We start from the raw sequence: 24,024 nt of genomic DNA, 5'->3' as shown, positions 1-24,024 counted from the left end.
AAGAGCGGACAAACATGAAAAATACATCTGAAATGACAGAAGGAGAGAGTAGGATGAACTGGAAGTTGACCGATCGAGCACGTATGGTTTCTGCTGCAGAAAACAATGCTCGTTTTTTTACGGAAACAATTGAAGTGGAAACGCTTAGTCCATTAGCCTTTTTTGAAGCGGGTCATTCACATTATAGCGAACACCGCTTTTTTTGGCAGAATGCAGATAAAACAGTGAAGCTTGTTGGGTTAGGACAAGCAGCAGTATTAACAGCCAAAGACAATCGCTTTGAGTCTATCTCATTGCAATGGAGAACGTTATGCAACGAGTTGATCAAAGAAGAGAAAGATATGGATCCTGTACTATTTGGTGGTTTTTCTTTTGATCCACAGACACGGCAAGACATAGAGTGGAATGCATTCCCAGCAGCTTATTTCACGGTACCTTTATTTCAGTTGAAGATTGAAAGAGGAAAGACCTATGTATCGATTAATTACGTAACAGAAGAACTGCAAGCTGCTGCGGATTTTGAAGCATTACGTCATGAACGTGACCGCCTGATTCATATTGCACAAGTAGAAGAATTTACTTTATCAGCAAAACCAGATGTCGTGAAACAGACGGAGCTGGAAACCGATCGCTACATGAATGCAGTGGAGCAAGTCACTTCACAAATTAAAGAACAAGTGGCGGAAAAAGTGGTCATCGCCCGTAAAATTAAACTTACATTCGAAGAAGAATTTCAAAAAGCGGCAGCATTGTATGCCATTTCAAATGAACAGTCTGCCAGCTACCACTTCGGTTTGCAAATTGGAAAAGAAATGTTCTTCGGTGCTACTCCGGAGAGATTAGTTGAAATTACAGATGGTCAAGCGTATTCAGCATGTGTCGCCGGTTCGATTGAACGAGGAAAAACGGCACAGGAAGATCAGGCGCTGGGCGAACGTCTATTACGCGATAAGAAAAATCGAGAAGAACATCAGTATGTAGTAGATATGATTACAGAAGTGTTCTCTGAGTTCTGTACATCTTTGCAAGTGAGCAAGACGCCGAAGTTGTTGAAAGTACGTGATATTCAACATCTATTTACACCGGTTGAAGGAGAATTAGCGAAAGATATGGATATCTTCCGTTTAGTAGAAGCACTCCATCCGACGCCAGCTTTAGGAGGGGTTCCCCGTAATAAAGCGTTGGAAATCATTCGAGAAGAAGAACAAATGGATCGCGGCTTTTATGCAGGACCAATTGGTTGGACGGATGCTGCGGGTAATGGAGAGTTTGCAGTAGCTATTCGTTCTGGTCTGCTCATTGATAAGGATGCTTATTTATATGCTGGTGGCGGGATTGTAGAAGACTCCACCCCCACAGAAGAATATGCCGAAACATGGGTAAAGTTCCGACCTGTTTTACGTGCGCTTGGAGGACGATTACATGAATGATCATCAGGTTGGATTAACACATTATGTGTATCGGTTAACTAAGGCATTAATGAAACAAGGAGTCAAACATGCGGTCATCAGTCCAGGATCCCGATCAACTCCGTTAGCCTATGCATTTTCTGAATCTGACACGATGCAGACGTTTATTCATACGGATGAGCGCTCTGCAGCTTTTTACGCACTCGGTCTAGTAAAGGCGACAGGACAACCTGTTGCCCTACTTTGTACATCCGGCACAGCAGCTTCTAATTATCATCCGGCAGTAACGGAAGCGTACTATGCCCGTTTACCGCTTGTCGTGATTACAGCGGATCGTCCACATGAGTTACGTGAAGTAGGTGCACCGCAAGCGATTGATCAAATTCGTATGTTTGGAGAACATGTAAAAGAAAGTGTGGATTTCCCGGTACCAGAAAATCGGCCGGACATACTTTCCTATATAGAACAACGGACTGTTCGGCTTCTTTCGGTTGCGATGACAGCCCCGAGAGGACCTGTACATCTAAATGTGCCGTTCCGTGAACCACTTCTAATTGATTTTCAACAAGAAGTGTCTAGTGGCCGGTTTCAACAACAGCTAGCGGCAGAAATGACGTTAACCTCGCAAATGAATGATCTATTACATTGTGCGATAAAAGAATCGCGACAGGGTTTACTAATCGTCGGTGAACAAACAGCGACAATAGATAAAGAGCTGTTTTGGACTTTTGCAAAAAAACTTCAATGGCCTGTGCTTTGCGACCCATTATCCAATCTTCGCTCAGAAGTTCCATCAGATTGTGTGGATTTATGCATCGATCAGTATGATGCTTTGTTAAAAAGCGAAAAGTTTATTGAACTAGTAAAAGCAGATTGCGTAATCCGTTTTGGACCGCAGCCTATTTCCAAACCATTGTCATTATTTTTGAAAAAGACATGTCCAAAAGTATACATGACAGTAGATGAATCGCCGAATTATCGTGATCCATTGGCTTTAACAACACATCACGTCCAATCTACAGCAGAAAGTGTATGGCGCGGTATTGATCTACAGATGGAGCGCACAGAGTATACTACTTATTGGAGTACTGCTAACCAGATTTCGCAAACAGTGTTGAGTGAAAATCAACAATTTGCAGAAGATGAAGGCCATTTCGTGCGTCAATTCATTGCGCATTTGCCGAATGAATCAGATGTCGTTTGTAGCAGCAGTATGCCTATTAGAGATTTGGATACGTATTTCAAACAAACAACTCACGACATTGCACTTTTCTGTAATCGTGGAACAAACGGGATTGATGGAGTCGTTTCTACTGCACTAGGCATTTCAGAAGCACGTAAACGGACTACTTACTTATTAATTGGAGATTTGGCGTTTTTACATGATAGTAATGGATTGCTTATTTCGCGACTGCAACAGACGAATTTGACAATCGTCGTTCTGAACAATAATGGTGGCGGTATATTCTCTTACTTGCCACAGTCCTCTATCGAAAATCACTACGAGAAACTATTCGGCACTCCAACGAATGTGAAATTTAATCATTTAGCTGCTATGTACGAAGCACAATATGATGTGGTCACTACAGTAGAATCATTTGAAGCGGCTTTGCAGACACCTAAAACTAAAGATTTACGTATTATTGAAGTACTGACAGATCGTGCTGAAAATGTGGAGGCACATCGTTCAGTTTGGCGTGAAATAGCGAAGAGGGTGGAGCAGCATGAGAGCTGAGAAATACGGCATTCGTGGTGTAAAGATGCATGTGGAGCAGTATGGACAGGATCAGTCGCCTACTATTGTTTTACTTCACGGCTTTACTGGTTCCACGTCCACATGGACAGAAACAATACGATTGCTTTCTTCAACTTATCACGTTGTCGCTATCGATTTACTGGGACACGGCCGATCGGAAGCACCAGTAGAAATATCACGTTATCGAATGGAACAGCAAATTAAAGACTTACATGAGTTATTTGCGATTCTACAACTCGCTTGTCCGATTATCCTAGGTTATTCTATGGGGGGGCGTGTCGCACTAGCCTATACTGTCACCTATCCTAGTCAAGTGGCCGGTCTGATTCTAGAAAGCAGTTCTCCTGGCTTACGTAGTGAGGAAGAGCAAAAGACACGGCGTTTAGCAGATGCCAAGTTGGCAGAACGAATAGAGCAAGAAGGCCTAGAGTCATTTATTGATTTTTGGCAGGAAATCCCTTTGTTTCATTCGCAAAAGAACCTGTCAGATGAGCAACGTCAGGCGGTTCGACAAGAACGTTTGAGTCAAAAGGCAATCGGTTTGGCGAATAGCTTGCGGGGGATTGGCACGGGAAGCCAGCGATCGTATTGGGAGGACTTAGAGCAGGTAAAGCTACCGGTACTATTAATGACCGGCAGTGAAGATCCAAAATTTGTAGAAATAGCACATAAGATGAAACAATACTTGCCTTTTGTCCGACATGAAATGATAAAAGACGCAGGTCATGCAATTCACGTGGAAAAACCCCGACAATTTGCTACAATGATAAAGAGCTATTTGAAAGCACAGAATTGAGGAGGAATTAATTATGACGCGTCAATGGGAATCACTACGTACATACGATGATATTAAGTATGAAATGTACAACGGCATCGCAAGAATAACGATCAATCGTCCAGAAGTGCGAAATGCATTTAGACCGAAAACGGTAATGGAATTGATTGATGCATTTTCACGAGCACGTGACGACAGCAGAATAGGTGTAATCGTTTTAACAGGTGAAGGAGAGAAAGCATTCTGTTCAGGCGGCGATCAATCTGTTCGCGGTCATGGTGGCTATGTCGGTGAAGATGAAATTCCACGTTTGAATGTATTGGATCTACAGCGCTTGATCCGTGTCATTCCAAAGCCAGTAGTGGCGATGGTCGCAGGTTATGCAATTGGTGGCGGTCACGTACTTCACGTAGTTTGCGATTTAACGATCGCTGCAGACAATGCGCGTTTCGGACAGACTGGACCAACTGTAGGTTCATTTGACGCAGGGTATGGTTCTGGCTATTTAGCGCGTATTATCGGTCATAAAAAAGCACGGGAAATCTGGTACTTATGCCGTCAGTACGACGCACAAGAAGCGCTGGATATGGGTCTTGTGAATACAGTCGTTCCTTACGAGCAACTAGAAGATGAAACAGTGCAATGGTGTGAAGAAATGTTAAGCAAGAGTCCAACAGCATTACGCTTCTTAAAAGCTGCAATGAATGCAGATACGGATGGATTAGCAGGACTTCAACAATTAGCTGGTGATGCAACACTTCTTTATTACACAACAGACGAGGCGAAAGAAGGCCGCGATGCGTTTAAAGAAAAACGTACGCCTGACTTCGATCAATTCCCGCGTTTCCCTTAATAGAAAGCTGCCTATTAGTAGGCAGCTTTTTCATGAGTAGACTTATGCGGAGGGATTACAATGATTATTCCTAATTGGCTTGTTCAGCGCGCAAAACTGACTCCTGATGCGCCCGCGTTAGTGAGTAATGGAGAGCGTTGGACATTTGGCGAGTTGTTTGAAAAATCGCTTGAAATTTCACAACAGCTTCATCATGCAGGTGTTCAACCAGGCAGTAGACTAGCATTGCTAAGTCAGTCTACTGAACAAACTGTCTTTATAATTCATGCATGCTGGCTACTGCGGGTAGAGATTGTATGCCTTAATAATCGGTTGACTCCAGTCGAGCTGCGTTGGCAAGTGGAGGACTCGGAAGCAGAAATTTTACTTGTTGATGACACGAAGTATTCTACAATTGATGGAGTAAATTGCCTAACATTTTCTACACTACGCCGACAAACGAGAAAAGAATACGCACTGGAGCAACAATGGGAGGAAGAACAAACGCTTTCCATTATGTATACGTCGGGTACGACTGGAGCGCCAAAAGGAGTGCGCCAAACTGCTGGTAATCATACAGCGAGTGCATTGGCCTCCGCTTTAAATTTAGGTTTGACAGAAAAAGACTCTTGGCTTTGTATGATGCCGTTATTTCACATTAGTGGATTATCGATTATTATTCGCTCAGTTATTTACGGCATGGAAATGCGCTTGTACGAAAAATTTGATGCAAAAGAAGCTGCTGTACAAATTTCTGCAGGGAATGTGACGGCTATGTCAGTTGTCGCATTAACATTAGATCAAATCGTTCGTGTAATGGAGTCGGAACATATGAAAGCACATCCTTCTTTTCGCTCTATGTTAGTAGGTGGTGGATCTGTTCCTTTAGATTATTTAGAACGTGCTGTAGCGCGAAATTTACCAATACTTCAAACGTACGGTATGACAGAAACATGTTCACAAACAACAACGCTTGGCAAAGCAGATGCACGAAGAAAACAAGGGTCTGCGGGCAAACCTTTATTTTTCAATCAAATTTCTATCAAAGGAACTGATGATCAGCATGTGATAGGCGAAGTTCTCATCAAAGGACCGCACGTTACGCCGGGTTATGTAGGAAGTCAAAAGAAGCGCTCTCCATTGACAACTGACGGCTGGCTAGCCACGGGTGATATGGGTTACATAGACGATGAAGGATTTTTATTTATCGTAGATAGAAGAGCGGATTTAATCATTTCAGGTGGAGAAAACATCTACCCGGCAGAAATTGAAAATGTCTTGTTGGCACACCCCTTGATTCGAGAAGCAGGAGTTTGCGGTAAAGAAGATGTGCAGTGGGGGCAAGTACCAGTTGCTTTCGTGATCAGTGAGACTGTTACGGAAAAAGAAATTTTGGATTTCTGTGAACAGCGGTTAGCTCGCTATAAATTACCAAAAAAGATTTATTTTGTGGATGAACTGCCACGCAATGCGTCGAATAAACTAATGCGTTTTGAACTAAAAAAAAGAGTGTAGAAAAAGTACCAGTTTCTACAACAAAAGGGACTGTAAAGAAAATCAGAAGTTACTGATTTTCTATACAGTCCCTTTCTACTATTGTCATTCATCTTCTACTTGCTTAAAGCAGTTTTCAAAACTTCTAAATTATGTTTCATTAACGTAAAATAGTCTTCCTCGTTTACGATATCCTCATCTGTCAGCACGCTTAAATTATGCAGTGTTAGTGTTTTAGCACCTAATTCTTTTTGAATGACTTCCGCTAACTTAGAGCTTACATTTTGCTCGAACAATATATAGTGAATATTTTTTTCTTGTGCTTCCTGAACAATGCTGGCGAGCTGTTTTTGTGAAGGTTCATTTTGTGAATCTAAACCGGATACAGCCAATTGTTGCAATCCATACGTAGATGCTAAATAGCCAAAAGCAGCATGGGAGACAAAAAATGTTTTATTCGGTGCAGCATCTGCCATTGTTTTAAATTGTCTATCTAGGCCTTCGAGTTCATCATATAACGTTTCGTAGTTGGCTTGGAATTGTTCTGCGTGTTCTGGTAGTTCATCCGCTAATTCGTCTTTAATCTTTTCTGCCAATAATGTACTTAGAAAAGGTGAAATCCATACGTGGGGATCGACAGCAGAATCATGGTGGTGATCATGTTCGTCATGGCTTTCTTCCTCGTGGGAATGACCAGATCCTAATTGTTCTCTGTCAATAGAATCTGCAACCGGGATAAATTGAACATCCTCTGTCTGCAATGTCTTTTCTGTTTTCTGAACGAAACCTTCCAATCCGAGTCCTATGTAAAAGAACAGATCGGCTTTCGCTAAAGCCATCATATCCTTTTGTGTCGGTTCAAACACGTGCTCATCTGTACCTGGTGGATAAATAGATTGCACATCAACAAACTCGCCGCCGATGCGTTCAGTAAAGTATTGTAACGGATATACTGTAGTGTATATAAGCATCTTTTCAGGTGAAGTACTATTGCTTTTCTTAGTTGTGTCATTTGTGCAGCCGCTTATTAAGAGGAGCAGAGCGGTAACTAATAATGCAAATCGTTTTTTCATTCATAAAGCCTCCATGACGTTAATCGGAATGATTACTATTTAGATAACTTCCTAATCATACAAGATTTATTTTATGATTGCAACCTGCATTATTTTTTCTTTTCTTTCTTTGGCGGTACAGGGTCAAATCCGCCTTCATGAAAAGGATGGCATTTTAAAATCCGCATAACGGCCAAGTAACTACCTTTTAGTGCACCGTGCGTTTCAATAGCCTCTACGCCATAATGAGAGCAAGTAGGATAGAAACGGCAAGACGGCGGAAACATAGGGGATATAAATTTTTGATAAAAGCGGATGAATAGCACTAGCACTTTCTTTAACATAATGTCACCTTCCGATCTAAGTAGGTTTAGTTTACCGAGTTACGTGGTAAATTAAAAGAGAGAAGCTTATAACTAATGTAGAGGAGTGTTTTTTTATGTCTAAAGAATTAATCCAAGAATTGAATAAGCAGGTGTCTACATGGTCGGTTATGTATGCGAAGTTACATAATTACCACTGGTATGTAAAAGGAAATCAGTTCTTTACATTGCATGCAAAATTTGAAGAGTTGTATAACGAAGCAACTTTGCATATGGATGAAATTGCTGAACGCGTATTGACATTAGGCGGTGAGCCTACAGCGACACTAGCAGAGCATTTGGAAGAATCTGTAGTGAGTGAAGCAAAAGGTACGGAACGAGCAAACGATATGGTACAAACGCTTGTAGATGATTTTGATAAAATTATGAAATCATTGAAAAAAGGTATGGATTTAGCAGCGAAAGATTCTGACGATATGACAGAAGATATGTTGAATGCAGTGTATCAAAGCATTGAAAAACATCAATGGATGCTAAATGCATTTTTAGGCGAAACAAATGAATGAAACTCTTCATTACGCATGAAAGTAGCCGATACAAAGAAGTGAAGTAGTAGGAAGGAGTGAACGCAATGGATATGAATTCTATTATGTCCAGTCAGTTGAGAAGCCTGCAATCGACCGTTCAGATGAGTATGATGAATAAAGCTCTTTCGATTGAAACTTCTGCGGTTACCGAAATGCTGAGTGGGCTTGAAAATCAGCCAACCGCACACCCGTACAAAGGGGCATCTGTGGATATCAAGGCTTGATTGGCAAACACACATCTCGTATGATTAGAGATGTGTGTTTTTTCTGTTAAGTAGAGATGAAATATGGATACATATATTATAGGGAGTTGAAGAATGATGGCACACGGTCAATTTTTACGTAATTTAATTATTGAAACACCTTCTAGACCAGGAAATTTAGGTAAAGTGACGATGGCTATTGGACAACTGGGTGGCGATATTGGTGATATACAAACGATTAAAGTAGGAACCGTTTCAACCATTAGAGAAATAGCGTTGCAGTGTAATAATCAACAACATTTAGCTGAAATAGTAGAGGCTATTGAAAGCTTAAAACATGGTATTAAAGTGCATGCAGTCACTGACGATGTTCTTCAAGCACATGAAGGCGGTAAAATTCATATGAAAGCTACGACGGAAATTCGGTCGTTAGCTGATTTGCGCCGAGTATATACACCAGGTGTGGCAAATGTTTGTAAAACGATTCAAGAAGATCCGGAACAAGCAAATTACTTCACTGGTATTTCAAATACCGTAGCAATTGTAACGGATGGCACAGCTATTTTAGGATTAGGCGATATTGGACCTGTGGCAGGAATGCCTGTAATGGAAGGTAAGGCTGTGTTGTTCGATCAATTCGTAGGTATTAGCGGTATACCCATTCTACTAGATACAAGTGATCCTGATAAAGTAGTGGAAACGATTAAGCATATTCATCAAGGTTTTGGAGCGATTTTACTAGAAGACATAGGCTCTCCGCATTGCTTTGAAATCGAGGAACGTCTAAAAAAAGAATTGCCAATCCCTGTCATGCACGACGATCAGCATGGCACGGCAGTTGTTGCTTTAGCTGCTGCATTAACAGCATGCAAACACGTAGGAGTGGAATTACAGAATTCTTCTGTTGGTCAAATCGGTTTAGGCGCAGCGGGTCTTGCGATTAGTAGAATGTTTATGGCCTATGGTGTGGAAGAGATGAAAGGCACAGATCCAAATCCTAAGGCAACAGACATGCTCGCTGAATATGGAGGAACTGTCGTAGATTCAATGGAAGAAATTATGGCGACATGTGATTTAGTCATTGCCACAACCGGTGTTGCAAATTTAATCAAACCAGAAATGGTGCGTAAAGGTCAAATCATCTTAGCGTTATCGAATCCAAATGCGGAAATTGCACCTGACGTAGCATTAGAGGCAGGTGCAGCATATGCAGCAGACGGACGTCTAGTCAATAACGTCTTAGGATTTCCAGGTATTTTCCGAGGAGCGCTAAATGCCAATGCTAAAGCGATCACATATCCTATGCTAATTGCTGCAGCACAAGCTATCGTAGAAAGTACGAAGCGAGACGATTTAGTGCCACACCCGCTAGATCCAAATGTTCATATCAATGTCGCATTAGCTGTTGAAAAAGTAGTATATGACGAACAAGGGAAATAAGAAAACAGGAAGCTCGGACATAACATGCAACAAGCGTAAAGGACACGTCATCCTTTACGCTTGTTCGTGTTGTTATTAGTAACTATTTTTAAGAACAGTAGAGTGTACCGGAGCAGAAAGCATGACTTTTGGAGTGCAGGGGAAAGGACTTTACTTTTGTTATGTCTCAGCTTCTTTTTGATCTGTTGAATACAGGAATTTATTTTACGTTTCATGCCATACTACAGAAAAAAGAAAGTAGGCTAATTATGAGCGAGCAGAAGTATACGATGTATGTATCTATTCAACATAAGCAAGTGTTAGTTGATCCTTATTCATCCACGTGGGAGTATAAAGTAGAAGTACCTCGAGAAGCATATCCAATTTTCGAAAGATTATTTGCTCAAATGGACCGTTTAGAGTTTCGCAACTTTTTGCGTTCTCATTTACCTTATATTCCTTATCATTATGATCGTGATAATCACGATATTGATCTTAGGATGATGAAAGTGTATGCGCTCATTCATGAATACACAGATGAGGAGTCGAAACAATTTATTGAAAAACTTCCGTACTTTCGTTGATTCAACATGTCCTTTTCCGCTACACTAGAATAAAGGACGTGAGCCAATTGTTGAAATTTGAAGATTTGAATGGAGCGAATGTCGAATTAACTTTCGGACATAATCCGCATAACATTGAATCAAGACATGTACTAGTCGTGATGAAGCACGGTGATCGATGGTTGTTGACTAAACATCGCATTCGTGGAGTAGAATTTCCGGGTGGCAAGGCGGAGCCGGGTGAAACGATTAAGCAAGCTGCCATTCGTGAAACATTAGAAGAAACAGGTGTCACAATTACAAATGTTCAATCATTTGCTGAATATGTAGTCTTTACGGAACCGCCATTTTGCAAAGCTGTTTTTACTGGGGAGGTTGTGCATATCGAAAATGATTATACGTTATTGGAAACAGAAGGTGCAGTTTGGATGACTGATGAGGAACTAGATGCTTGCACTGATTTAAGCTTTCATATGAAAGATCGCGGAATGAGTGAACTCAGGAAGTGGGTGGAAGAAAATGGGCGAACCGTCTAATGGCACGATTGTTTGTCGACGAGAGTATCCTTCACCGAATCCTTCCGTGCAGTTGGAAGAAATAACGTATTGGTCAGATGGTTTGCGTGTAAAAGGCCTGCTAGCAACGCCTAAAGCGCCGGGTTATTATGAGGGTCTTCTATATTTGCGCGGTGGGATCCAGCATGTAGGGATGGTTCGGCCAGCGCGCATCGCCCAGTTCGCTTCCTGTGGATTGATCGTCTTTGCTCCCTATTATCGCGGAAATCGTGGAGGAGAGGGAAAGGATGAATTTGCAGGGGCGGACCGCAATGACGCAGTAGCAGGTGTTGATGTCTTAAAACAACAATCCTCATTAAATACTGAAAGGATTCATTTATTTTCTTTCTCTCGTGGAGGAATCATGGCGTTATGGGTAGCCATTTTGCGAGATGATCTCACATCAATGGTGACATGGGCTGGTGTATCTGATGTGGTATTTACGTATAAAGAACGCAAAGATATGCGGCGCATGATGAAGAGGGTTATTGGCGGTACACCGAACAACCAACCTGATGCTTATAGAGAGAGAACGGCTTTATTTCGCGTCCATAATATAACGATTCCGACATTGATTATTCATGGCACGTTAGATATGAATGTTTCATTTGAACAAGCGTTACTATTGGAAAATGCATTACGTGATGCTGACCGATCGTATGAAGCGTGGTATTTAGAAGGATATAACCATTACATTCCGCCCGAGATGAATCGGCAACTTGTGAAAGATGCGGTAGATTGGATGAAACGACAGTAATTAGAACAAAGCCTGTTGATTAACTTAATTATGTATAATTCTCTCATTCATTTAGTTACAAGTGATTTTGACTATGGCAGTTGAATGAAGTGAAGCTGACTTGGAGTGTCTTGCGGCTTGCGCTTCCAGACGATGCACTACCTCTACAATTACTTGTCAAAAGCACTTAATTTTCAAATTCCAATTCCTTTCTTTGGATAATCTACAGGCTTATAAATAGAAAAAACCTTGCAAAGTAATTCTGCAAGGTTTTTATTAAGAAAATTAACGGACGGGTGGACCGCCTTTAATTGCAATATCTTCTGACACATGATCAAACTTCTTAAAGTTTTCGCGGAAAGCCTCTGCTAGACGGCTGGCTTCTTTGTCATACTCAGCAGGATCTTCCCAAGCGTAACGTGGGTGTAAGACATTTGTAGGTACTCCTGCAATTTCAAGAGGCATGTCCAACCCAAACATTTCGTTCTTTTTCGTAGGCACATTGTCTAATTCGCCGGCAATGGCAGCACGCACCATTGTACGTGTGTAACCTAAGTTCATACGTGAACCTACGCCAAATACTCCGCCAGTCCAACCAGTATTAACTAGAAATACTTTTGAACCGTGTTCTTCGATTTTCTTTCCAAGCATTTCTGCATATGTTGCTGCAGGAAGTGGTAAGAATGGAGAACCGAAGCAAGTAGAGAATGTTGGTTCAGGAGCAGTAATGCCACGCTCTGTTCCAGCCAGTTTAGATGTGAATCCACTTAGGAAGTGGTACATTGCTTGTTCTTTTGTCAAAATTGAGATTGGAGGTAATACTCCTGAAGCGTCAGCTGTTAGGAAAATAATGTTTTTTGGATGACCAGCAACAGATGGTGTCACGATATTATCAATATTTTCTATAGGATAAGCTGCGCGTGTATTCTCAGTAAGTGATTTATCATCATAATCCGGTACGCGTGTTTCTTCGTCCAGAACTACGTTTTCTAAAACAGAACCGAAACGGATCGCACCGAAGATTTCTGGTTCGTTCTCTTTACAAAGGTTAATACATTTCGCATAGCATCCACCTTCGATATTGAACACTCCATTATCGGACCAGCCGTGCTCATCGTCACCGATTAACTTACGGTCAGCATCTGCAGAAAGTGTAGTTTTACCAGTACCTGAAAGGCCGAAGAATAATGCGACATCGCCTTCTTCTCCAACGTTTGCAGAACAGTGCATAGATAGGATCCCTTGTTCAGGAAGCAAGAAGTTCATAACAGAGAAAATAGACTTTTTCATTTCTCCGGCATATTCTGTTCCACCGATTAGGACAATTCGCTTCTCAAGTGATAGAATAATGAAAGTCTCAGAATTTGTACCATCTACTTCTGGATCTGCTTTAAACGAAGGTGCAGCTAAGATTGTAAATTGAGCTTCATGATTTTCTAATTCTTCTTTAGTAGGACGAATGAACAATTGGTGAACAAACAAGTTTTGCCATGCTTTTTCGTTAATCACTTGAATCGAAAGCTGGGAATCTTTATCTGCACCCGCAAATCCTTTAAATACAAATAATTCGTCTTCTGCCTTCAAATGATCGATTACTTTCGTGTATAATGAATCAAATGCTTCAGGAGAGATAGGACGGTTTGTAGTACCCCAATCAACTTTATCTTTAGACACTGCATCTTCAACGATGAATTTGTCTTTAGGAGAGCGTCCTGTATATTTTCCAGTACGCGCGGCAACAGAGCCATCTGCTGTAAGTTGAGCTTCTCCTCTGCTTACTGCTTTTTCAGTTAATTCTGCCACAGACGCTTGGATCGTCACATTGCTTCCGGTTAGAAGACTTTTTAAACTATCATCAATTTTTGCAGATATCATATTCACATACCGTCCTTTGCGTAGTCGTTTTATTTTTAATTTAAGTAGAATATCTTAATTCGTAAATAGTATAACACATTAAGAATAATAATCTATACTAATTCAAAACTCAAGTGATTTGGTAGAAAAAAATTGACAAAATCCAAACTTTTTTATAAGATGTGACATGAACGGATACTCTTATCCCGAGTTGGTGGAGGGTACAGGCCCTGTGAAACCCGGCAACCTGCAATAGACGACAGTCTAGCGCGAAGGTGCCAAACCTGAAGCAAGGTTAAATTCCTTGGACGATAAGAGTGAAAGGTGCTGCGCGTGAAATTTTGCCTTTTACTCATGGATTGAAAATGAGTGGAGGGCTTTTTATATTGTCTAGCCCTGAATCCTTATGGTATATGCTTGACGTCTAGGCGTGGAACTTTACCAGGGACTTATGAGAGTACCGTATCATGTTGCTTACTATAGGGGGAAACAAAATTGACAAATCGTCGACTGTTTACATCAGAATCAGTTACAGAGGGCCATCCTGACAAGATGTGCGACCAAATTTCAGATGCCATTTTAGATGCCATCTTAGTGGAAGATCCAAATGCACGTGTAGCTTGCGAAACAAGTATTACGACAGGACTTGTTCTTGTAATGGGTGAAATTACAACAACAACTTACGTCGATATTCCGAAAGTTGTCCGTGATACGGTGAAGGAAATCGGTTATACACGCGCAAAATACGGCTTTGATTATGAAACGTCCGCTGTTTTGACTTCTATTGATGAACAATCACCAGAAATCGCTGCAAGTGTCAATGTAGCATTAGAAGCGCGTGAAGGTTCTATGTCAGATGAAGAGTTAGATGCAATCGGCGCAGGGGACCAAGGATTAATGTTTGGCTATGCATGTAATGAAACACCAGAATTAATGCCTTTACCTATTAGTTTGTCTCATAAATTGGCACGCCGCTTGGCTGAAGCGCGTAAGACGGAGCTTATTCCGTATTTGCGTCCGGATGGTAAAACACAAGTGACTGTAGAATATGATGAGAAAAATAATCCGGTGCGAATAGATACAATCGTCATTTCGACACAACATCATCCAGAAGTAACTCTTGAACAAATCGAAAGAGATGTAAAAGAAATAGTGATTAGTGCTGTTGTTCCAAAAGAATTATTAGATGAGCATACAAAATACTTTATTAATCCAACAGGAAGTTTCGTAGTAGGCGGTCCTCAGGGGGATTCAGGTCTGACAGGACGTAAAATCATTGTAGATACGTACGGCGGATATGCACGCCACGGTGGTGGAGCATTCTCTGGTAAGGATGCGACGAAGGTGGATCGTTCAGCTTCTTATGCGGCACGTTATGTTGCAAAGAATATTGTAGCGTCAGGATTAGCAGAACATTGTGAAGTTCAACTAGCTTATGCGATCGGTGTCGCAAGTCCGGTATCCATATCTATTAATACGTTTGATACGGGTCGTCTGTCTGAATCACAGTTGGTCGAGTTCGTTCGAGAGTTATTTGATTTACGTCCGGCTGGAATTATTAAGATGCTTGATCTGCGTCGTCCAATTTACAAGCAGACTGCAGCTTATGGTCATTTTGGTCGTACGGATATCGAATTGCCTTGGGAGCAGACGGATAAGGTAGATGCTTTAAAGGATTTGGCTAGTAAGGTGAGTATTAAACAATAACAAGGTGTCGGAAGAGGGGAATTCCCTTTTTCCGGCTTTTTTATTTGGTTAATTTGTAGGGAATTGTATGTGGTTGTGAGTCAACTAGCTTAGTTGCTAGTTGTCTCCTGGCTCAGGCCAATCCCACAGTTGCTTCTTCGTTGGTGCGGACAGATGATAGAGTGTTGTTTACTATACTAAATTACATGCCAGCCATTGACTACAATGAACGACAACTGATGCCTATCGCAGTCGCGAGCGCTGAAGTGGCTTCAGTGAACCTATCACTCTTCAAAATCAGAAACGGCACGAAGTCGTCTAGCGCTAGCTTCGATACACTTCGCGCTACCACCCCTTTCTAACAAAAATGCAGCGTTATGCGTTCTTCGTTTGCCTGATCATACACAGCTTGCAGGCCTACTTCAGCAATCGTGTCTTTGCGAATCACCCGTTGTATATATTCAACAGAAAAGCCCTCTGTGAAAGGGAAATGTTCTACGCGAATGGAATGTTCATCTGCGAAATGTATTGGTATTCTGCCGCTGGGTAGTTCGGGGAATACGCTTGGTGACGGGATGCCGTTTTGGAAAAAGATATGTTCGTGCTCTTTAGTTACACCTGGATCATTCACGCAACAATATAAAGAGAAATTATCTCCCAATTGCAGTAGAGCATAATGCTTTTCAAATAGTATATGGTTAAAACCTTCTACCTGGCTAGCTAATCGTTCACGGCGTTTGTGTTCTTGTTCGACGAATTGTTTGGCTTCTCTCTCTTCGTTGTTTTCTATAAACTGCTCGTAATGAAAACTGCAAAGCATTGCAGCATAGGGATCCATCGTCTCCACACAGTCGATACCCTGCTTGTATAGTACGATTTTAGGTAATAAAGGAAAGTCTGTGAAACGATAGGGAGCTAATTTCTCATCATTCCAAAAAGGCTGACGATCGAAGGAGGACCAGCCGATGTCATGGTTGGCAATTGCGGTCAAAATAGATTCTCTCCAACGATCTTCAGGAAACATTGCTTTACTGAACTTGCTCATAATATCTTTCGCAAGATGCCCGTGGTTATGCTGTTCAATCAAAATGAATTCTTTTTCATGCTCACGTACGATCATCGTCTTTCTTCCTTTCCTGAACTAAGCTTTTTTCAAGTTCTTCTTTTGTCTTCTCGAATTCTTTTACTTCCTGCTCATGTTCTTTTTCGGCTTCCGTAGTACCTACAATTAAAGGTTCCGTATTATAATCTATTCGTTTTCCATAACGCAAAAGTTCGTAAATAATCATACCGTTATTTGGCTTACCATTTACTGTATTCATTGGAATAGCGTCATATAAAACAAAGTATAACGAGTAGAAAATAAATAAATTCCAAAACTTTTCACCCTCTTGCAAGTATCCATTCGCAAGAAAAGCATTAATAGTTAAAGCTAAAATGAAATTAATAAGTATTGGGCCGGCGTAAATGCATATATAAGCAAATTTACTTTTTGAACGAATGGAGTCAAACGTAAACCAGCTATGCACGTGATAATACTTTCGAACATCTAAAAATTTAAGTTTAAAAAGTCTAGGTCCTGACCCTATTGTGAGTCTTGGGTTTTTTACGCCAAATAGACTGCTTATAATAAAATATCCAGCTTCTCGAATAAATGTAGAGATAGGCAAAATAATGAATGCAGAGATTGCCAGCATAAATAAATCTTTTAAACCAAACAAAACATATCGTCTCCTTTGCAAAGAAGAATCAGCATATTAACTTACTTAACGTATTAGTAATACCCTCTTTTCCTGAATTAAATCACGTACTTTCAATAAGGAAATACTACCTACTCAATATTGCATCATTTTTTAATATCTAAAGCTACTTACTAATAGTTGACAACTAGGTGTGAAAAACAGTACACTGTTCACCGTTGACTTTTGAGTCAATCAATAAATTGAAATGAGTTGATGGATTCTTATGTCTTTGCGTAATAATAAAAAGTTTCAAGGTATTCGTGATATAAGGCAACTGCAGTTAAAAGATGCCGCAATTGAGTTATTTGGAATGAAAGGGTATGCCGCAACGAAAATTAGTGAAATTACAAACAAAGCAGAGATTAGTCATGGATTGTTTTATCATTACTTTAAATCTAAAGAAGATTTATATGTTCATGTAATTTTAGAATTACTAGAATCATTGCTGAATACGATCAACGACGTAGAAGAAAAATACGACAATCCTCTTGAACAATTAAAACAACTTACAGAAGTGACTCATTCGGGTTCGTTAAAAGAAGGTGTATACCGCCACATATTAATCATTCAAGCGTTATATTCGGATCATTTACCTGTAGAAGTTAAAAAAGAAATAGTAGAAAAATACCGAGAAATGGTTCAGAGGATAGCTTTAATCATTGAAAAAGGACAAAAAAACGGAGAATTTATTGAAGGTGATGCTGAAGAGTTGGCGATTTATCATTTGTCATTAGTTCATGGATTGCTTTTATCTAATGCACGTAAAATGGTGCCGATTGAAGTATCTGCAGACAAAGTTCTTCGCCAACTAACAAGAAAGGCTACAGAGGAGGATTCCGAGTGAAACGGATGTTGAAGCCGACTATTATTGCTATTTCCATGGCGACCGTGATGGCAGGAGCAGCGATATCTCCAGCACTTGGATTAATCGCTGCCAATTTTCCGGATGCCGATCCTGTGCTGATTAAGTTAATTTTAACTGCACCTTCTTTATTCATTATACCGTTCACATTCATTTCTAGCTATTTGACATCCAAAATAGCGAAACGGACAATTGTGTTAATCGGTTTATCTATTTATGTTATAGCAGGGGTAGGCGCACAATTCACGAATACAATTGAAATGTTGCTTGCGTTTCGTTTCGTGCTTGGTGCAGGAGTTGGACTCGTTATGCCGCTTGGGATCACGCTGATTAGTGACCATTTTAGAGGTAGAGAACAAGTGAAAATGATGGGATATAACTCGGCATTTAGTAACTTTGGTGGAATTTTAACGATGATGTTAGCCGGTTATTTGGCGGCTATTAGTTGGAGAGCGCCTTTTAATGTATATTTAATGGGTGTTGTAATCATTATTCTAGTCTATTTTTTCTTGCCGAAAGATCAACCGATGAAAAGAGACCGTCAAGCGACGAAATTAAAGCTTCCTCTTGCTGTTTTCGGTTATGCACTTGCATCAGCAGGTGTCATGCTCGTTTATTATTCGGTAGCGACTAATATGGCGCTATATCTTGAACAGAGTAACATTGGTGGAGCTGGATTAGCAGGTACAGTGATATCGTTTACGACTGTCGGAGGGATGGTTACAAGTTTAACGTTAATCCAATTACAAGACACGTTGAAGTCGTATATTATGCCTCTTAGTTTATTAGTGATGGGGATAGCGTTTGTGGGGTTATCATTTAGTCATTCTGTGCCAATTATTTTGGCTTGTACATGCATGGTAGGTTTTGGTCAGGGGATCTTGTTCCCAATTATTAATGTGAAAGCGTTAAACTTAGTAAATCCTTTGTATAGTGATCGTGTTATAGCTACCGTATCTAGTGCTATATACGTCGGTCAATTTAGCTCACCACTCGTTTTAGATGGGATCGCTAGACTTGCAGGATTACCAGCCATTCGCTTCCAGTACTTTATTATTGGTGGCGCACTAGGAGTAACCGTGCTTTTAATGCTTGTATATCGATTCGTTACTAAAGAAAAGACCGTTGAAGCTCAAATGTAAGCAGTACGGTGAAAATTTAAAGAGACGTCACCAAATATAGCGGTGACGTCTCTTAATACTTGTTGTGTCATTACATTTGTACTTCTGGATTGCCAAAAGCTTCATATTCAGCTAATAACGAGTGAAGTGGCAATTCATACAATTGTTTCCCATCAATTTTAAATACCCCATTTGAAACAAGTTCTTCAATTACTTTGTCGCGGTTGTTTTCGCTATAATTTTTCTCTTTTTTCATCTTGCATTTCCTCCTTGATTCCCACTCTAACTATAGCCAGTTAACGACCAAGTTAAACCGAGACGCGTATAGATGGAATACTTTGAATTTTATTCGATTCAGTTAAATTCTAATTAGGCGAAATGCAGGCAAATAAAAATATTTTGTTTATGGGTACCAATCTGAGGGGAGAATCGTTATAATCTAATTCGTGCATAAATTTGTTATTTACCATAGGAGGTTACTATGTTTTTTATTGAAGCAAAACGAATTGCGGTCGTTATTTTAGGTTCATTGCTTATGGCGATATCGCTAAACTTTTTTCTCATTAATGCCAATGTCTACGCAAGTGGTTTTGCAGGTGCTGCGCAGTTGGTATCAAGTGTTTTAATGGATCAACTAGGGATTTCTATTAGTACGGGTATTTTATTGTTACTATTCAATATTCCGGTTTTTATTCTTGGTTGGTTTAAAGTCGGTAAAGGTTTTACAATCTACAGTATCGTTTCAGTTGCATTTGCTACATTATTTCTTGAGTTGTTGCCCTTAACTTCCATGTCAGATGATATTATGCTGAATGCTGTTTTTGGTGGTGTGTTAGCAGGTGTGGGTGTCGGAATTTCACTCAAGCTCGGAGCGTCTACTGGAGGAATGGATATTGTTGCAATGATTTTGTCGCGTATGCAAGATAAACCAATCGGAATCTACTTTTTAGTGCTCAATGGAATTCTCATATTAGTGGCAGGCATTCTTTATGAGCCGGAGAATGCGTTGTATACGATGATTGCACTTTATGTAACGACATCTGTTATTGACATGATCCATACGCGTCATGAAAAAGTTACAGCAATGATCATTACGAGGCAGGCAGAAGATCTTCAGCAAGCGATCCACCGTCAAATGGTACGCGGAATTACAATTTTGCCGGCAAAAGGTGCCTATTCAAATGAAGACAAAAGTATGTTGTATGTAGTCATCACGCGTTATGAACTGTATGATTTGGAGCGGATTATAAACGAAACAGATCCGCAAGCTTTTACAAATATCGTTCAGACTGTAGGGATATTCGGCTTCTTTAGAAAAGAAGGAGAGAAATTGGCATAAGAAAAAGGAGCTGTCGCAATCGTTCATGACGAACTTTGCGACAGCTCCTTTTTTAGTTAGACTTGATTTGCTTCATGTAGCTTAGCGAAAGCCCCTCGTTGCTTTAAAAGCGAATCATACGTACCTTGTTCTTCAATGCCATCTTCTGACATCACAATTACTTGATCTGCGTTGCGTATAGTAGTCAGTCGGTGTGCAATTACGAGTGTTGTTCGATTTACAGATAGTTCTTCAAGAGATTTTTGGATAATTCTTTCTGTTTCTGTATCGAGAGCGGAAGTAGCTTCATCTAAAATTAAAATAGGTGGATTTTTTAAGAACATACGCGCAATCGCCAATCGTTGCTTTTGACCTCCCGACAGTTTTAATCCCCGTTCGCCAATTTGTGTTTCATAACCGTTTGGCATACTATTGATTAGCTCTGTCAGATGCGCTTTATGTGCCGCTTCATATACTTCTTCATCCGTTGCATCCAATCTACCGTAAGCGATGTTCTCCCGAATCGTTCCAGTAAACAAGAAAACGTCTTGTTGGACAATTCCAATTTGGTTACGTAAAGACTTCTGCGTTATTTTCCGGATGTCTATGCCGTCTATCGTGATAGAACCTTCATCCACATCATAAAATCGCGGGATGAGTGAACAGATGGTAGTTTTCCCTGCTCCAGACTGCCCGACAAATGCGACAGTTTGTCCTGCTCGTATCGTCAAGTCAATATTGCGTAAAACAGGTCTTTTCGGTTCGTAGCCAAACGTAACATTGGAAAGTTGAATATTTCCTTGTAGCTGTTCCACTACTATTGCATCTTTTACGTCGTTAATTTCGGGTGCTGTATTCATCAGTTGTCGGAACCGACTAAATCCTGCCATGCCTTTAGGGTATAATTCCAGTAAGGCACTAATTTTATCGATTGGCTTAATCAAAATATTACTGAATAAAATAAAGCTGACTAGTTCACCATATGTCAACTTATTATTTACTGTGAACCAAGCGCCGACAATCAAAATGACGAGTGTGACGAGACGTGTAAGCATGTACATGGAAGAAGTAGCCCAAGCCATTACTTTATACGCTTGAAGTTTAGCAGTTCGGAAGTGGCGGTTGTCTGTTTGAAAACGGCGTAATTCAAACTCTTCATTTGTAAAAGATTTGACCACTCGTGAGCCGGCAACAGAATCTTCTACACGTCCATTTACATCTGCAATATTTTGATACATTTTATGCCATGCAACATTCATCTTCTTATTACAGAAAGTCACAACTACCGCAAGTAGAGGAACCATCACGATTGCGATGAGTGCTAGCTCAGGGTTGATCGTGTACATTAATCCAAAGGCGCCAATAATAGTCATAACTGCTATGAATGCATCTTCAGGTCCGTGGTGGGCTAGTTCGCCAATATCGAACAAATCTGTCGTGATGCGTGTCATAATATGTCCGGTTTTTGTATTATCAAAAAAACGGAACGACTGTCTTTGGACATGTTCGAATAGTTCGCGACGCATATCTGTTTCTATATTAATTCCGAGTTTATGTCCTAGATAACTCACAATGTAATGTAGAAATGTGCTGACTAAATAGACGATGAGCAATAAAAAGCTAACTGTAACGATACGACTCCAATCACCTGATGGAAGTAGCCCATCGATGAACCATTGCACCGCCAGAGGAAATGCAAGTTCAAGAAGAGCTACAATAATTGCGCTGAAAAAGTCGATCAGAAACAAACGGCGGTGAGGCTTGTAGTAGGAAAAAAATTGTGTAATCATGATGTAATTCCTTTCAGTTGATATAATGCAAGTATGATAAAGTGAAAGATGAAATCATCTAAAATGTTAGCATACTACAAAGAGTGTATCGGATGAAGTGTAGAAGTAATAATTATTTGTTTCGATCAAATTATGTAGATCCTTTTTATTTCTTTATATGAATTCATTGAATTTTTGTGAAAGTGGTGCAAATTTTGAAGGATACCTATATACTTAATAATGAAAATCATTAATTACACAAGCATTCGATTCTTATTAAAATAGCCTTTAGGCATAGTAAAGTTGGTTTTATACATAATGAATAAATCTATTTGGTTACGTGAACTGCGCCGTCGATTGAACAGTTGGTTTATAGTGACGATGCTTGGTGCAGCAGTGATCGTCATGCCTGTAGCGTATGTCGTTCTTAGCTTCTTCCAACCGACAAGCGACAATTGGCAGCATATTAAAGAATTTTTACTCGCAGATTATATTAAAGGTTCATTAGTGTTAGTAGGTTCAGTAGGATTTTTATCCACTGCTATTGGTTTACTATTGGCATGGATTGTGGCGGCCTATGAATTTCCGATGCGTAAGCAATTTAAGTGGTTGCTTATTTTGCCGTTAGCGATTCCACCATATATTGCGGCATACACATACAGTACGATGACGAGTTATACGGGGATCATTCAATCATATTTCCGCAATCATTGGGATTATCAATTTACACCGGGAACAATTGAAATTATGTCATTGCGCGGAGCCATTTTTGTTTTAACATTATTTTTATATCCTTATGTGTATATGATTACGTTAAACTATTTTGAGAAACAAAGTGCAGCTTATATTGAAAGCGCAAAGACACTTGGGTTGAACGGTTTTCAGTTATTTTTCCGTTTAGTACTACCGATTGCGCGTCCAGCTATTATTGCTGGGGCGATGCTTATCATATTTGAAGTATTGAGCGATTACGGCGTGGCTAGTTTCTTCGGTGTACGTACAATATCTACAGCTATTTTTCAAACGTGGTTTGGTATGTACGATATTCATGCAGCTATGCGTTTAGCCGCGTGGTTATTACTCATTATTTTAGGTATCTTTATGCTTGAAAGATTTTTACGCAAACGTCGAAAATACGATACGAATGTCACTCAAAGCAGACCTCTTGCTAGGAGAAAGCTTCATGGCGTGACCGCTTGGGGGGCTACGTTGACGTGTATGGCAGTTTTCCTTATGGCGTTTTTGATTCCGTTTATTCAACTCATTCAATGGACGTTAAAAACGTATGAAAAGGTATGGCGCGCGGACTTTTTAAGTTTGATGACGAATAGTTTGCTTGCCGCTTTATTCGGAGCATTGATTATTAGTTTCTTTGCGATTTTAGCAGCACGAACGATTAATTTATATCCTTCGGTGTCTTCGAACTTATTAGCTCGTGTCATGACGTCGGGGTATGCGGTACCTGGTGCTGTTGTAGCAATTGGCGTACTGGCATTGTTTATTACGCTAGACGAAAAATTAGCATTTCTTTACCCAGTCCTTTTGGGTGTACAATCAGGAACGTTAGTATTGAGTTTATCGATCGCGATGCTCATTACGGGGTATGTTATCCGATTCATGGCTCAAGGGTTTAATGCTGTTGAGTCGGGCTATAGCAAAATTCCGCCCTCGTACCGAGAAGCATCATTCCTACTTGGCAGAGGATTAACATATACCTTCTGGAAAGTGGAATTTCCTTTATTAAGAGGATCTATTTTAATTGGATTTGCATTAGCTTTTTTAGAAATTATGAAAGAACTTCCGTTAACATTGTTATTGCGCCCTTTTAACTTTGATACATTAGCTACGAGAACGTATCAATATGCAATTGATGAACGGATATATGAAGCGGCGCCCTCTTCATTACTGCTAATCTGTCTAAGTATTTTGTCGGTGATCATACTATTACGATTCGAGGAGAAGCGATGAT

23 protein-coding genes and 1 riboswitch are annotated in these 24,024 nt (G+C 40.3%); of the genes, 16 read left to right on the top strand and 7 right to left on the bottom strand.

The window, feature by feature from the left end; genetic code table 11:
• Positions 1–53: 53 nt before the first annotated feature.
• The 5 genes from DV702_RS07800 to DV702_RS07780 are packed head-to-tail and all read left to right on the top strand — an operon-like array spanning position 54 to position 6,287.
• Positions 54–1,430: an isochorismate synthase gene (locus DV702_RS07800; protein ID WP_114924267.1), complete on the top strand. Its 1,377-nt coding sequence runs from the start codon at positions 54–56 to the stop codon at positions 1,428–1,430.
• Positions 1,423–3,144, top strand: coding sequence for a 2-succinyl-5-enolpyruvyl-6-hydroxy-3-cyclohexene-1-carboxylic-acid synthase (gene menD, locus DV702_RS07795; RefSeq protein WP_114924266.1), 1,722 nt, complete (start codon positions 1,423–1,425; stop codon positions 3,142–3,144). The genes DV702_RS07800 and menD overlap by 8 nt, the downstream gene beginning before the upstream one ends.
• Positions 3,134–3,961: a 2-succinyl-6-hydroxy-2,4-cyclohexadiene-1-carboxylate synthase gene (gene menH / locus DV702_RS07790; RefSeq protein ID WP_114924265.1), complete on the top strand. Its 828-nt coding sequence runs from the start codon at positions 3,134–3,136 to the stop codon at positions 3,959–3,961. Before menD ends, menH begins: the two co-directional genes overlap by 11 nt.
• A gap of 13 nt (positions 3,962–3,974) precedes the next feature.
• On the top strand, positions 3,975–4,793 hold the full coding sequence (gene menB / locus DV702_RS07785; protein WP_114924264.1) for a 1,4-dihydroxy-2-naphthoyl-CoA synthase: 819 nt from the start codon (positions 3,975–3,977) through the stop codon (positions 4,791–4,793).
• A gap of 60 nt (positions 4,794–4,853) precedes the next feature.
• On the top strand, positions 4,854–6,287 hold the full coding sequence (locus DV702_RS07780; RefSeq protein ID WP_114924263.1) for an o-succinylbenzoate--CoA ligase: 1,434 nt from the start codon (positions 4,854–4,856) through the stop codon (positions 6,285–6,287).
• 95 nt (positions 6,288–6,382) lie between these two features.
• Here the strand turns inward: DV702_RS07780 and DV702_RS07775 are convergent, their stop codons facing one another.
• Both DV702_RS07775 and yidD read right to left on the bottom strand, forming a co-directional pair.
• Positions 6,383–7,339 carry a metal ABC transporter solute-binding protein, Zn/Mn family gene (locus DV702_RS07775; RefSeq protein ID WP_114924262.1) on the bottom strand — a complete coding sequence of 319 codons (957 nt, stop codon included), beginning with the start codon at positions 7,337–7,339 and terminating at the stop codon, positions 6,383–6,385.
• An 89-nt stretch (positions 7,340–7,428) separates the two neighbouring features.
• A complete protein-coding gene (yidD, locus tag DV702_RS07770) occupies positions 7,429–7,662 on the bottom strand; it encodes a membrane protein insertion efficiency factor YidD (protein ID WP_114924261.1) in 234 nt (77 codons plus the stop codon).
• A 95-nt stretch (positions 7,663–7,757) separates the two neighbouring features.
• Between yidD and DV702_RS07765 the strand changes: the two genes are divergently transcribed.
• The 6 genes from DV702_RS07765 to DV702_RS07740 all read left to right on the top strand — a co-directional run bounded on the left by DV702_RS07765 (position 7,758) and on the right by DV702_RS07740 (position 11,724).
• Positions 7,758–8,207, top strand: a complete 450-nt coding sequence (locus DV702_RS07765) for a Dps family protein (protein WP_114924260.1) — start codon at positions 7,758–7,760, stop codon at positions 8,205–8,207.
• Between the two features lie 65 nt (positions 8,208–8,272).
• Positions 8,273–8,452: a putative motility protein gene (locus DV702_RS07760; RefSeq protein WP_114924259.1), complete on the top strand. Its 180-nt coding sequence runs from the start codon at positions 8,273–8,275 to the stop codon at positions 8,450–8,452.
• 96 nt (positions 8,453–8,548) lie between these two features.
• A complete protein-coding gene (locus DV702_RS07755) occupies positions 8,549–9,871 on the top strand; it encodes an NAD-dependent malic enzyme (RefSeq protein WP_114925879.1) in 1,323 nt (440 codons plus the stop codon).
• A gap of 248 nt (positions 9,872–10,119) precedes the next feature.
• Positions 10,120–10,434: a transposase gene (locus tag DV702_RS07750; protein ID WP_240315700.1), complete on the top strand. Its 315-nt coding sequence runs from the start codon at positions 10,120–10,122 to the stop codon at positions 10,432–10,434.
• A 47-nt stretch (positions 10,435–10,481) separates the two neighbouring features.
• Positions 10,482–10,949, top strand: a complete 468-nt coding sequence (locus DV702_RS07745) for an NUDIX domain-containing protein (RefSeq protein ID WP_114924258.1) — start codon at positions 10,482–10,484, stop codon at positions 10,947–10,949.
• Positions 10,933–11,724 (top strand): alpha/beta hydrolase family protein, encoded by a 792-nt coding sequence (locus tag DV702_RS07740; RefSeq protein WP_114924257.1) that lies wholly within the window; start codon positions 10,933–10,935, stop codon positions 11,722–11,724. The genes DV702_RS07745 and DV702_RS07740 overlap by 17 nt, the downstream gene beginning before the upstream one ends.
• A gap of 264 nt (positions 11,725–11,988) precedes the next feature.
• Here the strand turns inward: DV702_RS07740 and pckA are convergent, their stop codons facing one another.
• A complete protein-coding gene (pckA, locus tag DV702_RS07735) occupies positions 11,989–13,578 on the bottom strand; it encodes a phosphoenolpyruvate carboxykinase (ATP) (RefSeq protein WP_114924256.1) in 1,590 nt (529 codons plus the stop codon).
• Positions 13,579–13,755: 177 nt separating this feature from the next.
• Positions 13,756–13,875: riboswitch (SAM riboswitch) on the top strand.
• A 234-nt stretch (positions 13,876–14,109) separates the two neighbouring features.
• On the opposite strand from pckA, the gene metK reads away from it, so the two are divergent.
• Positions 14,110–15,264, top strand: a complete 1,155-nt coding sequence (gene metK / locus DV702_RS07730; protein ID WP_240315729.1) for a methionine adenosyltransferase — start codon at positions 14,110–14,112, stop codon at positions 15,262–15,264.
• Positions 15,265–15,601: 337 nt separating this feature from the next.
• Here the strand turns inward: metK and DV702_RS07725 are convergent, their stop codons facing one another.
• Positions 15,602–16,363 carry a DUF3891 family protein gene (locus DV702_RS07725; RefSeq protein ID WP_114924254.1) on the bottom strand — a complete coding sequence of 254 codons (762 nt, stop codon included), beginning with the start codon at positions 16,361–16,363 and terminating at the stop codon, positions 15,602–15,604.
• Positions 16,350–16,964 carry a hypothetical protein gene (locus DV702_RS07720; protein WP_114924253.1) on the bottom strand — a complete coding sequence of 205 codons (615 nt, stop codon included), beginning with the start codon at positions 16,962–16,964 and terminating at the stop codon, positions 16,350–16,352. The genes DV702_RS07725 and DV702_RS07720 overlap by 14 nt, the downstream gene beginning before the upstream one ends.
• Positions 16,965–17,214: 250 nt before the next feature.
• Between DV702_RS07720 and DV702_RS07715 the strand changes: the two genes are divergently transcribed.
• Positions 17,215–17,829, top strand: coding sequence for a TetR/AcrR family transcriptional regulator (locus tag DV702_RS07715; RefSeq protein ID WP_162805748.1), 615 nt, complete (start codon positions 17,215–17,217; stop codon positions 17,827–17,829).
• A gap of 5 nt (positions 17,830–17,834) precedes the next feature.
• Positions 17,835–18,989 carry an MFS transporter gene (locus tag DV702_RS07710; RefSeq protein ID WP_114925877.1) on the top strand — a complete coding sequence of 385 codons (1,155 nt, stop codon included), beginning with the start codon at positions 17,835–17,837 and terminating at the stop codon, positions 18,987–18,989.
• Positions 18,990–19,059: 70 nt separating this feature from the next.
• On the opposite strand, the gene DV702_RS07705 is transcribed toward DV702_RS07710, so the two are convergent.
• Complete coding sequence (locus DV702_RS07705; protein WP_114924251.1) at positions 19,060–19,224, bottom strand: Fur-regulated basic protein FbpA; 165 nt, start codon at positions 19,222–19,224, stop codon at positions 19,060–19,062.
• Positions 19,225–19,449: 225 nt separating this feature from the next.
• Here DV702_RS07705 and DV702_RS07700 point away from each other — a divergent pair, with 225 nt between their 5' ends.
• Entirely contained in the window at positions 19,450–20,307 is an 858-nt protein-coding gene (locus DV702_RS07700; RefSeq protein WP_114924250.1) for a YitT family protein, read from the top strand.
• Between the two features lie 56 nt (positions 20,308–20,363).
• Here DV702_RS07700 and DV702_RS07695 read toward each other — a convergent pair whose 3' ends face one another.
• The gene (locus DV702_RS07695; RefSeq protein ID WP_114924249.1) at positions 20,364–22,076 is read right to left on the bottom strand and encodes an ABC transporter ATP-binding protein; all 1,713 of its coding nucleotides are present in this window, start codon (positions 22,074–22,076) and stop codon (positions 20,364–20,366) included.
• 297 nt (positions 22,077–22,373) lie between these two features.
• On the opposite strand from DV702_RS07695, the gene DV702_RS07690 reads away from it, so the two are divergent.
• Positions 22,374–24,023 (top strand): ABC transporter permease, encoded by a 1,650-nt coding sequence (locus tag DV702_RS07690; protein ID WP_114924248.1) that lies wholly within the window; start codon positions 22,374–22,376, stop codon positions 24,021–24,023.
• Position 24,024 lies beyond the last annotated feature (1 nt).

The organism is Sporosarcina sp. PTS2304 (assembly GCF_003351785.1).
Taxonomy (GTDB): Bacteria; Bacillota; Bacilli; order Bacillales_A; family Planococcaceae; genus Sporosarcina.
This window is presented reverse-complemented; position numbering and strand designations above follow the sequence as displayed.